The following is a 15,969-nucleotide window of genomic DNA, read 5'->3' on the forward strand; positions in this document are numbered from 1 at the left end:
AGAACTCTCACCTTTCGTGTGATCACGCATCGACAATCGCCCCTGCCCCGTCCTTGCGGACAGTGAATCCGACCTTCGGCGAGGGATCGGCCAGGTACGGAAGCGCGTAGGAGAACAGGGTCGCCACGTCACGCGGGTCGGCCACACCGCGCTTGTGCGACTTGATATGCCGGCTTCGCGGCGGTGGGTCGCTGGCGAACAACAGGATCATCGCGCCGCGCGTCCGCTTCCGGAGCTGCGCCGCGAGTGGACCACCGACGTCCTTCTTCGGGTTGCCGGCGATGTGCTCGATGGCGTCTCGCTCGCGCACCGCGGTGCCGGTGAATCCGGTGCGGTACTCGGCCTCTTCACGTTTGCGGTTCACGAGAGGAAGTTCTCTCGGGTAGTCGCCGATCATCACCGGCTTCTTGGTCTTCGGGATCGGCAGCAGGATCGCGAGATCTTCCAGCGCACCACGCTCGATCGCCGACTCGAAGGCCTTGCGGTGTGGCTCGAAGTCCCAGTTGGCATCCCACACGAATTGGCTGATCGCGTCGAGAACGACGTCGGCACCGACGATCCCATAGCTCGCCTCGAAGATCCGTGGCGTCTGGTCCTTGTCGATGAACGAGAACGAACCGGTGCGGTCGAGTGCGTCGAGCAACGGACGAACGGCGCGGAAATGGCTCGCATTGTTGGCGCCGTCGCCGCGCGGGGCCTGCATCGTGAAACTGAAACTCTGGCCGCCGACGCTGCGATAGCTCAACTCTGCGTTGTACATCTTGTTGGTGGCGGTCGGCTTGAGCCATGGCAGCCGCTGGAACACCATCGGCGGCACGTCGCGTGGCGTGACCATCGGCTCGCCGGCTTCGTTCAGCCCCTTGAATCTTCGCAGTTCGTCGCGGAACTCCTCCTCGTCGCCGACGATGGCCTCGAACGCGGCATACATGTCGACCACCGTCCCGCCGGGTCCGGGGACCTCCCGACCGATGAACAGCCGCACTAGATCTCGGTATCCGGGGCGGAAACCGAACCACCGACCCATCTGCATCAGCGTGTCCGCCTGTGCAGTTCGCCGGGTGTAGTAAGTGGTGGTCAGCCCTTCGACGGTGAAGCCGCGGCTCAGCTTGGTGCCGCCCACCAGGATCTTCCACACCGAGCGTTCCTGGAAGTCCAACGGTTCCTGTACATAATCCTTGTCCGCGGCACCGTTGACGATGATCACCGGACTGATCCCCGCACCGATCCGGTCGCACGCCTCCCCGACGAACTCTTCGAGCTCGTCGAAGGTCTGAGGGGCCGGTGTCCCCGGCTCGGCACGATCGGCCGAGACCACACGAAAATCGCTGTCCCACAGCTCCTCCAGGCGCGCCAGTCCGTGCGGCTGACTGTAGCCTGCATTTTTCCAGAGACTCTCGAAGTCGGCGGCGAGGGACTCGTGCTCCTGCTGTTTGACCGATTCGTGCACGAGCATCGTGTGGTGACGGAAGTCCCCACGAACTCCCCGGCTCTGCCGGAACAATTTGATCGCCCCGGCCAGCACGTAGGAGTCCAGCGCCCCCAACCGTTCGGCGTCACGGTCCTCGTCGCATTGGGCTCGCAGACCCCGGACGAAGGCCTTCTCGTTGGAGTTGGCAGGGGTCTTCTGGACCGTCTCGGAGAGATCATCGCCGAGGTCGGTGTCACCGTCGTGGAAGTCGGCACCACCCATGTACTGCTTGGGGCGGTCGAGGCTGACGATGAAGTCATTCGGGAAGATGTTCACCGAATCATCCGGATCGACAAACACATTGGCGAATGGCGTGGCGGTGTAGCCGACGTACTGGCTGCGTCTGAGCCGCTCGAGAATCAGCGAGATCTGTTCGTTGATCGCGGTGCGCTCGATCCGCCCTGCGGCAAAGTTCTTGGGGTTCTGCGTGTTCACCGACGCCTGGTCTGCCTCGTCGTCGATGATCAGCGTCGGGATCTGGTCGAGCGGTGTGGGGATCCGTCCGACGTCGGCGACGAGTTTCTTCAGCACCGCCGCGTTCTTCTTGACCACCGCAACCCGAACGTTGCTCTGGTAGAGGTTGACCGGGTCGAACAACGGCTTCGAATGATCGACGAACTCGTAGTGCAGGGTGCCGATCCCCTTCGCGAGCGCCTTGTAGTCGTCGACACGACCGGTCAGCCGACGGATGGCCGGAGCCTCGTTGGAATGATTCGGGTCGAGCAGGTGATGGAGAAACTTGCCGGCGTGCCAATCCTCGTCGTTGGCGTACTCCACCTCGTCGATGTTCTGCATGCCGATGAGTTCCATGTCGAGCCGACGCTGGGTCTGACTCCGCAACAACTCGATCGTCCCGGTCAGCACGATCACCAACCGATATCCGGCGTCGATCGCCTTCGCGATCACACCGGTGAAGTTGGCGGTCTTGCCACTCTGCACGTACCCGACGACCAGCCCCTTGGACTGATACGGCTCCTCGCGTGTCGGATCGGCCAGACGCTGCACGACGGCGTTGGTGGCCACTCCCAGGTCCTCGACGGTATCCCCATCCCACCCCTTGTCGAGGAGGAGTCGACGATAGGCAGACCAGTAGAAGTCCTGCGCCGCACGCCGTTCCGGCACATACCAGGGTTCCCAGGGCTGCGGCGCAACGATCACCGTCGGCCCGCCGGCGATCGCAAAGGCATCGGTGAGCGGCTCGAAGGCCGCGGGCGGAATCCCGAGAAGCGTATAGATCAGGGTCCGGCGTTCGGGGGTCTGTGCCCCGGTACCAGCGGTCCACGCCGCGGCCTCTTCGGTGTCCCAACGAATCAGAGCAGATCGTACCGCCGACTGGACCGACGCGGCCTCGTCGGACACCATGACGTCGACCACCAGATCCATGGTGACGGCGGCGGGGTCGTGTCCGGCATCCATCACGCGCCCGGCCACCGCGCCGAGAAATCGGGTCGGCGCGAGGTCGGTCGTGAACTCGCGGACCAGGGCGTCGATCACCACGTCGATCACTTCGGACTCCCTTCGTCGGCGGCGAGCGCCGCGATCAGGACACGTTGCCAGGCGTCCATCTGCTCGACCTGTCTGGCACTATGCCGCACGGCGTCGAACATGTCCTGGGCAAGGAGGTACACCAGAGTCCGCAGCACCGGAACATCGTCGGCGGAACGTCGGCGCCCACCCAGTTGCGTGCGGAACCGGGCGTTGAGCCACAACGTGCGTGACTCCAGATCAACCTCGAAGAACCGATCGGCGGCGAGCACGCGCCACCCGATCGCGACCGGCTCCGCCGTGTCCACGAACGAGAAGCTGTCGGCGAACTCGTCGGCCACCTCATCCGGTAGACCGATCCCGGGTTCGACGACGCTGATCGGCCGGCGCTGTACGCGTCGGGCCGCGACGGCCGTGGTCGCCGCATCATCGAGGTAATCGTCGGTCAGCGCCTGGCGCAGCGCGGCGGAGAGCGTCGCGTCGAGGGTCACCCCGGACTTCTCCGGATTGATGGTGATGTGCTGGGCGAGAACGTCATCGAGGTCAACGCTCACTCGTGCCAACGCCCAGTCCGGCCGGGGCCGGAGCACGCCGAGCCACCCACCGGCATGGAGCAGGCGGTCATTGCGATAGACGAAGAATCCCTGCGAGTCACGACCGGGTAGGCCACCGAGTTTGTATTCGGGTGCCGAACTGCGAGCCGGCCAGATGTGTGCCTGTCCCGCGTCGCGACCGAGGGCCGCCAACGGCCGCGGGTAACCGGCTCGCCCGCTCATCCGGTAGCCGAACGGATCGATTGCGCGCGCCGTCCGCGGCGCTCCGGCGCGTCCGATGGCCTCGTCGAGAACATCGATCGTGATCGCCAAGCCCGTGGCGATCAGTCGGTGGAACATCAGGCCGAGGTGCGCCAGCAGATCACCGACGACGGTCTCGAGCCAGGCGACCTGATCTTGCGCCGACGCCGTGTTCGGAAAGGTGCGGATACCCCGCCATTCGACGACGGTGCCGGTCTCGAACGGAAAGCGCGGCCGTGCGGCCGTGATGACCTTCGCCGCGTCAGCATCCGGCAGTGTGGACAGTCGTGGCGGGTCGTGACGGTCATCGACGGAGAGTCGGCGCGCCACCGGATAACTCTCTGCCGCATGCGAATACACGGTCACGGTGTCGGCTTGACTGAGGGACGCAGCTTTCAGCCCGACACCGAAATGCCCCTGCTCGGCGACCCCATACGCGCGCTGTACGCCGTAGCGCATTGCCGCATCGATGGTGTCGGCGTCCATACCCCGACCGTCGTCGATGACCCGTAACCCGGTGATACGTCGGCCGGATTGCAGAAACCGGAGCAGTACGTGCGTTGCGCCCGCGTCGATGCTGTTGTCGATCAGATCTGCAACCGCGGTCGCGACGGTGTGATGCAGGCCGAGTGCGCGTTCGGTGGCGGTGAATGCAGTCGGTTCGGTCGTCATCGCACGGTGACCGTCCAGGCTTGCTCCAGGAGCGCGGCGACCGTGTCGTCACGAGACTGATAGCGGCTGAGGATGCGTCGCGGCTTAATGTCCGGATCGAGTCCGATCCCCGCCGCGAGCAGTGGTGCGACGTCGGAGTCGGCGACATCCTGCGGATCAGTGACGCCGATCAGGGCAAGGGCTCCGCGAACCGGGTCCGCGGCATCGGTCTCGGCGCAGGCCACCACGTCGAACCCGCCGCCCTCGGAACAGGTCAGGAACACCAGATCTCCGGGCTGCGAGGACAATTCGTTCAGAAAGCGGCGGATGGTCCCGCATGTCGGGTTCGTTCCGGTCCATCGGAGCATCTGCGTGCCGAGCCGGCTGGGCAACTCGCGCACGACGTCGTGGGTGCATCCCAGTGCCTGCGCCACACCGACAGGAACGGTGAATCCGGAACCACGAAGGTGTTCGGAGGTGACGCGGAGCCGGAAACACCAGGTGTCCCCGATCCGATACAGACGGCGCGTAGGCCGGACGACAACGGCGACCGCTGTCGAACCCGTCTCTGCGGCGGCGTGTTCGGTGGCCGGACGATCAACGGCCGGCGTTCGTGGTGGCGTTTGCGACCCACCGAGTTCTTCACCGGGTGGCTCCGTCAGGCACCACAGGCCGCCCGGGGCGCAGGTGAAGCGCTCATCCTCGTCAAGGTGCTTGACGACATGGCGTTCGGGTCGATCAGTATTCAGTAGATCACTCAGGCGGTCGATACCCAGAGGCCCGCGCACTTCCAGAATCCCGGCGGCATGATCGGCCAGACGGCGGGTGGACAACAACACGTTGTCGTCAAGGATCGGGATCTCGCAGTACTGCAACCACTCTCGGACCTCATCGGTCGACAGCCGAAGCGTCGACGCCGCGACGGGGACGGGCACGACAGCGTTGACGGATTCGAACTGCTCGAGCATCACGATCGTCCGCCCCTTGGCCGAGCGGAGATCGGGAGCCACCGCCCAGCCCCCGGTGACCTCGAATCCATCGTCAAGCCGGTCGAGCGCGAGCCATAGCGGCACGCCCAGTGAGGGCACCTCGGTGCGCAGAACGGGCTGCATGTCGAGCAGACGGTCGAGTGAGGTCACCGGCTGGATCTCGGCCCGAATGCTCGCGAGCAATCCGCCCGCGGTGGTCTCGAACTCACACGCAGCGGCCAGGTCTTGCTTGAGCTTGGCCACGATGCCGCCTGCTCGCCCTTTACTCACGTGCAGCCGGACGCTGAGCTGTCCCATGCTGATCGGTTCGGTGGCCATGACGAACTCGGTGAGTGCCAGCACCTCCCGGTCATCGAGCTGCTCGATCAGGTTCTCGAGCTCGTCGACCGGATTGGACTCCACCATCGTGGAGAAATCCTTGCCGGTGATCGCCGAGATCCGGGTGGCGACCTCCTGGACCTGTTCGGGAGCTTCGTCCTCGATCCCGACGGAGATGAGCGGCGCGCCCAGACTGCCGCGCAGACCGCGCCACCGTGCGAGCACTCTGAGGTCATCGACGAGTTGCACGGCAACCGGACTGTCGGCCTCCTCGTCGGGGAGAACGCCGTGTTCGGGTAGTCGCAGGATGGATGCACCGAGAACACCCGCGGCGACCTCCTGCACGGTGTCCGGGCTCGTGCCCTTCAACGCGAACAACGACGCCACACTCGCCGACAGCAGTGTGCGGACCAGCGCTCGATCCCCGAGTCGTCGGACAACGGTCTCGGCGCGCGGATCAAGACGCAGGCCGGCGACGGGAATCGTCGGATCGAGGAGCGGCGCGAGATCCCCGAAGGTGAGGTCCCGATGCCGCCGGACCGCAAGACGAGCCAGGCCGACGACGAGATCGTCGAGAGACATGTCGGCGGCCGTGTCGCGCGGGGAGTCCGCGATCCACCAGTCCGACACGTTCGGGACCAGTTCTTCGAGGCAGGCGGCATCCGCCGATTCGTAGGAGTCCAGCCACGGGAAGAGGTCCACCCAGGTGTCATCGCGCAGGTCTGCGGCGTCGTACTCCGAAAACGCGAACATCACCCTCGAACTCCACCATTTCGCCACCACGCATGAGGTGATGATCTCCCCCTCGGAGCTTAGCCAACCGAGCGAACCGCGCACTTCGGGCAGGCAGGTGCACCCGAGGGTTCACTCACCCGGTGGACACCGAACGGGGCAACCGATCGAGGCCTCCCGAACTTGTCGCACCCCCGTGATGTCATGAACGCACCCTCGAACAAAGGAGCGACCATGGCCGATCACGCCGCAGCAATCCGGGGCATCCCGCGCTGGCATCCCGATCCCCTCGTCCGTGAGACGCTGTCCACCATTCGCCGGTTCGGCTGGGCGGTGACAGCGGTTGGCGACGGGTGTTCGTGTGGGGATTCGCGGTGCGCACCGCCGGACTGCGCGTTCGCGTACACGACGGGGCTCGCGCTGCACTCGATCCCCGATCTGGTGGTCTTCGGTCTCGATGCACGCACGGGCTGTGAGGTGCTCAACGAACTCGGCGAGTTGTTCCACCGGGTCGACTGGCGATCGGTGGTCGACGGTCGGACCAAACTGGAGGTACACGCGCTCGAGGTGCGGGTCCGGGTGATCGAGCTCGTCGACAACTCCGACATGCTCATCACCAACGAGTTGTTCCCGAATCATCCTGCGCTGCAGGTGGTCTGGGCCGACGACCTGGGGACCTTCCCGTGGCAGACAGGATATGTGCTGCAGCCGATCCACCAGCCGGTCAAGGGTGTCCCCGACACGGGCTCCGCTCATGCCGGCGGCCCACGCGTGGTGAGTGCATCGGTCGACGGCAGTCGGGTCGAGTCTCGCCGCGCCCGGCGGCGCGGTCCTCGAGAGTAAACACCGATGACGCGCGGGGCGGGCCGTCGGCTCGGCCCGGCCCGCGCGTCATAGGTGAGGACTGTGGACACCGGTCACGCACCGTCGCATATCGGGCACAATGGGTCCATGCGGCACCTCGCCCCGGGACAGAACATCGCGCTGCCGTCGGTGACGGTAACGGTGTCGGTGCGTTCGGTGACACCGGTGAACACATCGGCGGTGTTGCTGACGTCGGCTCATCGGGTCCGGTCCGATGCCGACTTCATCTTCTACAACCAGCCGACCGGCCCCGGGATCGCCTACCGCTCCGACGGTGGTGGTGCCGACATGCTCGACATCGACACGACGCGACTGCCCGCCGACATCCACACCATCGCCGTGGCGGCCAGCCTCGACGGAACCGGTCCGGTCTCGTTCGCGACCGCAGGACGCCTCGAGGTCACCGTGGCACCCGCCGGTGCCGGGACACCCGCCGGCGAGACGATCGTCTTTTCGCCGGATGGTCTCACCAGCGAGGCGGCGGTGGTCTGCGTCGAGATCTATCGACGCGGTGACGCCTGGAAGGTACGCGCCGTCGGACAGGGGTATGACGCCGGATTGGCAGGGCTGGCAACTGCTTTCGGTATCGAGATCGAGAACGACGCACCCGCGCCCGAGTCGCCTCCGGTGCGTGATCCCCAACCGTGGCCACCCGAGTCACCGGCCCGCCCCACCGCCAGCCCGCCTCCGCCCCGACCACAGCCCGAGGGAGCACCCATGCACAGCGATCTGTTCAACCCCGATCACTCCGAGGTCTCCGGACAGGGCATCCAGAAGCAGGGCAGCAAGATGTGCCGCATCGGCCTGTCCGGCGAGGTAATGGCGCGGGCCGGGTCGATGGTCGCCTACCAGGGCGATCTGAGTTTCGAGGCTCTCGGCTCCGGCGGCATCGGACGCATGGTGCGCCAGGCACTCTCGGGCGAAGGCGTGCCGCTGATGAAGGTAAGCGGCCGCGGCGATCTGTTCCTGGCCAACGCCGCCGCCGACGTCCACCTCATCGACCTCGACGGAACCGACGGCCTGACCATCAACGGCGCCAACGTGCTCGCCTTCGACTCCACGTTGCACTACGACATCGCGCGCGTACAGGGGGCCGGCGCGCTCGGCAACGCCGGAATGTTCAACTGTGTCTTCACCGGTCGCGGGCGCATCGCGATCACCACCGACGGCACCCCGGTGGTTCTCACCGTCGACGCAGCCACCTACGCCGACCCCAACGCCGCGGTCGCATGGTCGTCGAGCCTGCGCACCTCGATCAAGTCCAACGATTCGTTCAACCTCGGAACCCTGATGGGGCGCAGCACCGGCGAACGACTCACCCTGACATTTGCCGGGCAGGGCTTTGTGGTGGTTCAGCCCTCGGAGTTGCCGCCGGGCGGATTCGTCGGCGGCACCGGCGACGGTGGACAAGCGGGCGTCGGTGGCATGCTCGGCGGGTTCCTCGGGCGCTGAACGCTTTTCGGCCCTGCATCGTCGACAGGTCACAAGGGATCCACGATCCCTGCTTTCGGTCAGTAAAGAGCGGACACTTTGGCATCGGAGTACACACGTACTCTTACTGCGTGGTAACTTACGTTCTCGTCACAACATGACGCATGACACCCGGCAGCACCGCCACAGGGGGCGGTCACTTGTGGGAAGGGGAATCGCAGTGCCGCATCATCGATTTTCACGACGGGCGTGGACCCGCAGAATCGCCACCACCGTGGCCGCCGTGGCCACCGGCGTGGGGGTGGCGATGTCACTCGCGGGCCCGGCCGCCGCAGCCGACCAGCAACAGCAGCTCACCGACTTCATCGCGGCGGGAGCCAAGAAACCTGTTGTCGCAGAGACGATTCTGGCGGGACGCAGCTCGTGGTTCACCCCGACCGGCAACGGCCCCCGCCAAGAGGGCTTCCTCCCGGCCTTCGGGTACGGGCTGACCAATCCCAACATCGCGCCGCCCGGGGCCAACGATTGGTCTTGTAAACCGAAACAGGGTCAGGACCCGGTCGTCCTCGTCCACGGCACGTGGGAGAACGCGTACAACAACTGGGCGATGCTGTCGCCGGCCCTGAAGTCCGCGGGCTACTGCGTCTACGCGCTGAACTACGGCATCCTGCCGACCCTGCAAGGCGGCGGGTTGGGCGCACTGCTTCCCGGTGCCTTCGGCACGGGTGACATCGCGCAATCCGGCACGCAGCTCGGCGATTTCGTCACCAAGGTGCTCTCGACCACCGGCGCCTCGAAGGTGAACATGGTCGGCCATTCCCAGGGCGGCATCACCGCGCGTCAGTACATCCGCTACGACGGCGGCGCCTCCAAGGTCGCCAACCTCGTCACCTTGGGCGCCACCAACAACGGCACCTCACTCGACGGAATCGGCACCCTGGGGCGCACCATCAACAACCTCGGCATCGACGTGCTCGGTCCGATCGCACTGGGCGTCGGCGCATCGGGCATCCAGCAGGTCTACGACTCCCCCTTCATCAAGAATCTCAACAAGGGCGGCGTGTACGCCGTCGGCGATGTGAAGTACACGATCGTCGGCAGCCGGTACGACGAGATCACCACGCCGTACCAGTCGACCTTCTTCCCCGCGGGCACCAAGAACACGCGAAATATCGTGCTGCAGAACGGGTGCGAGCAGGACACCTCGGACCATCTGTCGTTGAGCTATTCGCCGCGCGCGGTGTCGATCGTCCTCAACGCCTTCGATCCGGCGGTTCCGATCGTGTGCGCGCCCAACGCCTGGCTCCTCGGCTGACGGCGAGACTCCACTTTCCGGCGAGGTGATGCCGCTCCCCATCGGCGGGGGCGGCATTGCCGTCTGCTCACCACACCTCAGAGATTCGGTTTCTCGTCGCCGGTCCTCAGCGGGTGCTGTCGCCCTCGGCGGTCACCGGACGCAGATTGGCCAGATGCGAAGGGCTGAGCAGTCGTTCGAGTTCGCCGCGCTCGAGGAGGCCCGCCTCGAGAACCAACTCGAGGACGGTACGCCCACTGCGCAACGCCTCCTGGGCGATTGCGGTCGAGGCGACGTAGCCCAGCGACGGACTCAGCGCCGTGACCAGACCGATCGAGTTCTCAACCCGATGCCGCAGCGTCTCCTCGTTGGCGGTGATGCCGTCGACACACCTGGCGGCGAGTGTCCGGCATGCCGCGCTCAGGTGGGTCATCCCGTCCGACAGGCAGGTCACGATGATCGGCTCGAAGGCGTTGAGCTGCAACTGGCCCGATTCGGCGGCCATCGTGATGGTGACGTCGTTGCCGATCACCTCATACGCGACCTGCGAGACCACCTCGGGTATCACCGGGTTCACCTTGCCGGGCATTATCGACGATCCCGCCTGGACCGGCGGCAGGTTGATCTCACCGAGTCCGGCCCGCGGCCCCGACGACAGCAATCGCAGATCGTTGCAGATCTTCGACAGCTTCACCGCGACACGTTTGAGAACCCCCGACAGGTGCACGAACTGGCCCACATCCTGCGTGGCCTCGACGAGGTCGTGCGCACTCACCAGGTCCAGACCGGTCTTGTCGCGGAGATAGCCGACAGCCTTGTCCGCGTAGCCGATCGGGGCATTGAGACCCGTGCCGATCGCGGTGGCACCGAGATTGATCTCGTGGACCAGGGTCGCCGCCTCCTGCAGACGTTGACGATCCTCGTCGATCATCACCGCGAACGCCCCGAACTCCTGACCGAGGGTCATCGGTACCGCATCCTGCAACTGGGTGCGTCCCATCTTGACGACCGAGGAGAACTCCGCGGCCTTGCGCGCAAAAGCCTGCTGCAGCACCGACATCGCCTCGTCGAGTTCACCGACTGCCCGGATGGTCGCCACGTTGACCGCGGTCGGGTAGACGTCGTTGGTGGATTGTCCGGCGTTGACATGCTCGTTGGGATGTAGATGCCGGTACTCGCCGCGACCGTATCCGAGTATCTCCAGCGCCCGGTTCGCGATCACCTCGTTGGCGTTCATGTTGGTCGAGGTACCCGCACCGCCCTGAATGACGTCGACGACGAACTGATCATGCAAGTCGCCGTCGAGGATCTCGTCGCAGGCCGCGCAGATCGCGGCCGCTCGCTCATCATCGAGGATGCCGAGATCGGCGTTCGCACGTGCCGCCGACCATTTCACCGCGGCGAGCGCACGGACGAGATGGACATTGGAGCCGATCGTCCGTCCGGTGACGGGAAAGTTCTCCACTGCTCGCAGGGTGTGGATACCCCAGTACGCCTCGGCAGGCACCTCGCGCAGGCCGAGCAGATCGGTCTCCACTCGCTCCTGGACCATCGTCACATTCTCACCTATCTTGCTGTCGGGCTGTCTGACAACTCTAGTGTCGTACATTGCTGAGCTATCGTCAACACGTACGACCACCACACACACCGGATCGATCACGGAGGATCACCCGATGACCAGCAGCTGGGCCGACCGCCGGCCCGTCACGACCCGGGTCAGCGCGGCCGAAGCGGTGTTCACCGACCTACGCCAAGCCATCGAGGGTGGTGACCTCCGCGTGGGTGAACGCCTCCCATCCGAGGCCGCGCTCGGTGAGCGCTACGCGGTGAGTCGATCGGTCGTCCGGGAGGCACTGCGCTCGTGCACGGCTCTCGGCCTCACCGAGACCCGCACCGGCCGAGGAACATTCGTGATCAGCAGCACGGTATCGCACGACCTGAAGGTCGGCGACTACACCGCGCGGGAACTCATGGAGGCGCGACCGCACATCGAGATCCCGGCCGCCGGGTGGGCCGCCGAACGCCACTCCGCCGACGACCTGCGCCAACTCACCGAATTGACGCAGGCCATGGCGGCCGAGTCGGATCAGACCGACTGGGTCGCCCTCGACGGACAGTTCCACCTCACGATCGCCCGAGCGAGTGGCAACCGGGTGTTCCAGAAGGCACTCGGCGACATCCGCAATTCACTGACGGGTCAGTCGGCCACCCTCAATCTGGCGACCGGACGCATGCGCCGGTCGAACGAGGAACACGAGCGCATCGTCGAGGCCATCGGCTCCGGCGACCGCCAAGCCGCCGAGCAGGCCATGGCCGATCATCTCGACGCCGTGCAGGTGGCGGTGCGGTCACTGACCCAGTGAACTACCCGAAGAACTTCTGCTGCAACAGATCTCAGAACTTGTTGCAGGTGCGCAACGCCTTCGCCATGGCGTCACGGGTCATCGTGCGCTGCTGTGCGCCGATGCCGTGATCACGCAGGAACGCCATCACCGTCGAGCGGACCGGGTGCGCGTGACGATTCTTCTCCCGCAGCGCTTTCCGCTGCTCAGGCGACAGCACGATCATCTCCTCGAAGTGCCGCTTGGCCCGCGGATGCGAGTTGATCTGCTGCCACAGCGCCGGATCCTCCACGGCGAGCGCCCGTTCCACCTGCATCACCGAACACGTCGTTCCGAACGCCTTCGGCGGTGGCGGGGGCGTCGGTGCGGCTCCGGCGATACCGGCTCCGCCCGCCCCGACCACACCTGCGATACCGATCCCCGCGACCGCAACCGTCACTCGACGTCGCGTCGTTGCCAACCCCATCGACATTCTCCAGCCCCTTCCTCGGCACCGTGCCGACCAATAACAGCCGAAGCACACCCAATCGCGAAAGCCTTTGCCGAGGCTGAGGACAAGCCGTGAGAACACCCCAGTAAGTCTGGGTGCAAGCAACGGTCAAGAGCAGGTCAACGATGTTTGCGACGTTCGTCCGATCAGGTGAAGATCGCCACCGTCTGGGTGCCGGTCATCACCAGTTGCCCGTCGGCGTCCCAGGCCTCCATCGTCTGGTAGGAGTAGCCACCGCGCGCAACGACGCTCGACGACCGCAACAAGAACCAACCGGTGGGGTCGACGACCTCGTCGGCGCAGATGTCGATGGACCACATCACGGTACTGATGGGCGCCCAGTCGGAGAATGCCGTCATCACTGCAGGCGGCAGGCTGTCACCGAGCGCGACGAGCGCGACGGCCGGATCGACACCCTCGGCATCACGGTGTCGCATCCACCAAAGCACCTCGGGCTCAGCGGCTTTCGTCACCGGCATCGCGCCGCCGGCGATCCGGCGCTCGAATTGGTCGGTGAAGGTCGGCTGCGGCCCGGGCCGTCCGTCGACGCTTGGGCAATCCTGCGGGCCGGCGACGTCGGGGCGAGGAATCAGGGTGTGCTCGACGGAGCTGTCACGCGTTCCGGCGAAGATCAGGGTCGATTGTGCCGCAACGGAATCACCGCTTCGGGTCTCGACGGCAACGCTCGTCACCGACCGGCCTTCACGGAGTCGTCGCGCCTGCACGTCCAACGTCTCGGTCACCGGAGCGGTGAACGCGAACTGCGCGGCCCGCAGGGCAGGCAGCGGCGCGCCGTCGGTCTGCTGGGCGGCCGCGACCACGAGTGCTGCGGTCAACCCGCCGTACGCGGTACGACCCTGGGTCCAGCCGGCCGGAATCGCGAACTCCAGGGCCGGGTCGAACGCGCGGAGCACCTCGGACAGAGAGGTGCCGCGGGATTCGTTGTCGGTAACCGTCATGCGGTCATTCTATGCAGGAGTGCATAGTCGGGTCGAGCGGGGTCCGATGCGGCCGGGGAGCGCTCAGCGCCAGGTGCGGGTCGGAACGAATCCGGCGTTGGCGCACGAGGTCTCGAGGTTCGGCGCTGGCGCGCCTCTCACCTCGACCACCGATCAATGGGGCGCTGTCGGCGAGAAGTAGAGCGCGGTCGGCGGGAGGAAGAGCGCGGTCGGCGAGATAGAGGGCGCTGTCGACGAGAGGTAGAGCGCCGTCGGCGAGAAAGAGGGCGCCGTCGGCGAGAGCACGACGACCCCGCCTCGCGGTGAGGGAGACGGGGTCGTTGTGAGGTGTTGTGCCGCCGGTGATGTCACCGGCGGGAAGTCACCAGCTCGACTTCTGCACGCCCGGCAGCTCGCCGGCGTGTGCCATCTCGCGCAGGCACACGCGGCACAGGCCGAACTTGCGGTACACCGAGTGCGGGCGACCGCACTTGTTGCACCGGGTGTAGGCGCGCACGGCGAACTTGGGCTTCTTGTTGGCCTTGTTGATCAGAGCCTTCTTGGCCATCTCAGTTGTCCTTCGCGTTGTTGTCCTTGAACGGGAAGCCCAGCGCGCGAAGCAGTGCGCGGCCTTCGTCGTCCGTGGTGGCCGAGGTGACGACGGTGATGTCCATACCGCGCGGCCGGTCGATGTTGTCGATGTTGATCTCGTGGAACATCGACTGCTCGTTGAGACCGAAGGTGTAGTTGCCGTTGCCGTCGAACTGACGGTCGCTCAGACCGCGGAAGTCGCGGATACGGGGCAGCGCGATCGACACGAGACGGTCGAGGAACTCCCACATCCGGTCGCCGCGCAGGGTCACGCGGGCACCGATCGGCATGCCCTCGCGCAGCTTGAACTGTGCGATGGACTTGCGGGCGCGACGGATCTCCGGCTTCTGGCCGGTGATCAGCGCGAGGTCGGCGACTGCGCCGTTGATGAGCTTGGCGTCGCGGGCGGCGTCACCGACACCCATGTTCACCACGACCTTGACCACGCCGGGGATCTGCATGACGTTGGCGTAGTCGAATTCTTTGTTCAGCGCGTCCTTGATCTCGGCACGGTAGCGCTGCTTCAGCCGAGGCTGGACCTTTTCAGTGGTGGTCATCTCAGATGTCCTTCCCGGTCTTGCGCGAGATCCGGACCTTCTTGCCGGTCTCCTCGTCGACGCGGTAGCCGACGCGGGTCGGGTTGCCGTCGGAGTCCACGACCATCACGTTCGACACGTGGATGGGGGCTTCCTGCGTGACGATGCCGCCCGAGGCCGCGCCACGCTCGTTGGCCGAGGCGGCGGTGTGCTTCTTGATACGGTTCACGCCCTCGACGAGGACACGCTCACGCTGCGGGTAGGCCTCGATGACCTTGCCCTTGGCGCCCTTGTCCTTGCCCGAGATGACGATCACGGTGTCACCTTTGTGCACCTTCATGTCAGATCACCTCCGGTGCCAGCGACACGATCTTCATGAACTTCTTCTCACGCAGCTCGCGGCCGACCGGGCCGAAGATGCGGGTACCGCGGGGGTCGCTCTCACCTTTGAGGATGACGGCGGCGTTCTCGTCGAAACGGATGTAGCTTCCGTCCGGACGGCGGCGCTCCTTGGTGGTGCGCACGATGACCGCCTTGACGACCTCGCCCTTCTTGATGTTGCCACCGGGGATGGCGTCCTTGACAGTGGCGACAATGGTGTCGCCGATGCCGGCGTAGCGCCGCGACGAGCCGCCCAGCACGCGGATGCACAAGATTTCCTTGGCTCCCGTGTTATCGGCGACCCGCAGGCGAGACTCCTGCTGAATCATTCGATTCTCTCCTTGACCTGGATGTCGTCGACACGCCGAATCCACTGGTGCGGATCTGGCGTATCTGTGCGCCGGATTTCCGACCCGACGCACACGGCCTGTTGCCATCGGACACACGCCTGCCTGGGCTTTTCCGCCGTCAGCGGGCCTTCCCAGTGGGTTCACGAGCCGATTCGCGGCGCTCACGCACCGCAGGCAACCCGTCCAGTGTAGGTGAAACCGCAGGTGGGAACCAAATCCTCGGCGCTGCCCGTACCCGCGGAGCGTGCGATGGGGTTTCGTCGGCCGGGCATCCGGGCAATGCCTGGCCCGGGCGTCGGGGGCGTGGGGACCACC

Annotated in this window: 14 protein-coding genes; 4 read left to right on the forward strand and 10 right to left on the reverse strand. The window is 65.7% G+C overall.

What is annotated here, in order from left to right; all coding sequences use genetic code 11:
- Positions 1 to 22: 22 nt before the first annotated feature.
- From J6U32_RS22020 to J6U32_RS22030, 3 genes are read right to left on the reverse strand one after another with little or no spacing between them, the layout of a single operon-like run.
- Entirely contained in the window at positions 23 to 2,974 is a 2,952-nt protein-coding gene (locus tag J6U32_RS22020) for a Z1 domain-containing protein (RefSeq protein WP_208792140.1), read from the reverse strand.
- The gene (locus J6U32_RS22025; RefSeq protein WP_208792141.1) at positions 2,971 to 4,419 is read right to left on the reverse strand and encodes an ATP-binding protein; all 1,449 of its coding nucleotides are present in this window, start codon (positions 4,417 to 4,419) and stop codon (positions 2,971 to 2,973) included. Before J6U32_RS22025 ends, J6U32_RS22020 begins: the two co-directional genes overlap by 4 nt.
- On the reverse strand, positions 4,416 to 6,542 hold the full coding sequence (locus J6U32_RS22030) for a hypothetical protein (protein WP_244332268.1): 2,127 nt from the start codon (positions 6,540 to 6,542) through the stop codon (positions 4,416 to 4,418). The genes J6U32_RS22025 and J6U32_RS22030 overlap by 4 nt, the downstream gene beginning before the upstream one ends.
- A gap of 129 nt (positions 6,543 to 6,671) precedes the next feature.
- Here J6U32_RS22030 and J6U32_RS22035 point away from each other — a divergent pair, with 129 nt between their 5' ends.
- The 3 genes from J6U32_RS22035 (at position 6,672) to J6U32_RS22045 (ending at position 10,047) form a co-directional block, all read left to right on the forward strand.
- Positions 6,672 to 7,280, forward strand: coding sequence for a DUF4262 domain-containing protein (locus tag J6U32_RS22035; protein ID WP_208792142.1), 609 nt, complete (start codon positions 6,672 to 6,674; stop codon positions 7,278 to 7,280).
- 108 nt (positions 7,281 to 7,388) lie between these two features.
- Positions 7,389 to 8,753 (forward strand): AIM24 family protein, encoded by a 1,365-nt coding sequence (locus J6U32_RS22040; protein WP_208792143.1) that lies wholly within the window; start codon positions 7,389 to 7,391, stop codon positions 8,751 to 8,753.
- A gap of 199 nt (positions 8,754 to 8,952) precedes the next feature.
- Positions 8,953 to 10,047 carry an esterase/lipase family protein gene (locus J6U32_RS22045; RefSeq protein ID WP_208792144.1) on the forward strand — a complete coding sequence of 365 codons (1,095 nt, stop codon included), beginning with the start codon at positions 8,953 to 8,955 and terminating at the stop codon, positions 10,045 to 10,047.
- Positions 10,048 to 10,153: 106 nt separating this feature from the next.
- On the opposite strand, the gene J6U32_RS22050 is transcribed toward J6U32_RS22045, so the two are convergent.
- Positions 10,154 to 11,578 carry an aspartate ammonia-lyase gene (locus J6U32_RS22050; protein ID WP_208792145.1) on the reverse strand — a complete coding sequence of 475 codons (1,425 nt, stop codon included), beginning with the start codon at positions 11,576 to 11,578 and terminating at the stop codon, positions 10,154 to 10,156.
- 121 nt (positions 11,579 to 11,699) lie between these two features.
- Between J6U32_RS22050 and J6U32_RS22055 the strand changes: the two genes are divergently transcribed.
- On the forward strand, positions 11,700 to 12,389 hold the full coding sequence (locus J6U32_RS22055; RefSeq protein WP_208792146.1) for a FadR/GntR family transcriptional regulator: 690 nt from the start codon (positions 11,700 to 11,702) through the stop codon (positions 12,387 to 12,389).
- Positions 12,390 to 12,420: 31 nt separating this feature from the next.
- Here J6U32_RS22055 and J6U32_RS22060 read toward each other — a convergent pair whose 3' ends face one another.
- The 6 genes from J6U32_RS22060 to rplN form a co-directional block, all read right to left on the reverse strand.
- Positions 12,421 to 12,840: a hemophore-related protein gene (locus tag J6U32_RS22060; RefSeq protein ID WP_208792147.1), complete on the reverse strand. Its 420-nt coding sequence runs from the start codon at positions 12,838 to 12,840 to the stop codon at positions 12,421 to 12,423.
- Positions 12,841 to 13,004: 164 nt separating this feature from the next.
- Positions 13,005 to 13,817 (reverse strand): thioesterase family protein, encoded by an 813-nt coding sequence (locus J6U32_RS22065; protein WP_208792148.1) that lies wholly within the window; start codon positions 13,815 to 13,817, stop codon positions 13,005 to 13,007.
- A 361-nt stretch (positions 13,818 to 14,178) separates the two neighbouring features.
- Positions 14,179 to 14,364, reverse strand: coding sequence for a type Z 30S ribosomal protein S14 (locus J6U32_RS22070; protein ID WP_006370432.1), 186 nt, complete (start codon positions 14,362 to 14,364; stop codon positions 14,179 to 14,181).
- 1 nt (position 14,365) lies between these two features.
- Complete coding sequence (rplE, locus tag J6U32_RS22075) at positions 14,366 to 14,944, reverse strand: 50S ribosomal protein L5 (protein WP_006370433.1); 579 nt, start codon at positions 14,942 to 14,944, stop codon at positions 14,366 to 14,368.
- A 1-nt stretch (position 14,945) separates the two neighbouring features.
- Entirely contained in the window at positions 14,946 to 15,263 is a 318-nt protein-coding gene (gene rplX / locus J6U32_RS22080; RefSeq protein ID WP_006370434.1) for a 50S ribosomal protein L24, read from the reverse strand.
- Position 15,264: 1 nt separating this feature from the next.
- The gene (gene rplN, locus J6U32_RS22085) at positions 15,265 to 15,633 is read right to left on the reverse strand and encodes a 50S ribosomal protein L14 (protein ID WP_006370435.1); all 369 of its coding nucleotides are present in this window, start codon (positions 15,631 to 15,633) and stop codon (positions 15,265 to 15,267) included.
- Positions 15,634 to 15,969: the final 336 nt, after the last annotated feature.

Source organism: Gordonia polyisoprenivorans, from assembly GCF_017654315.1.
GTDB classification, from domain to species: domain Bacteria; phylum Actinomycetota; class Actinomycetes; order Mycobacteriales; family Mycobacteriaceae; genus Gordonia; species Gordonia polyisoprenivorans_A.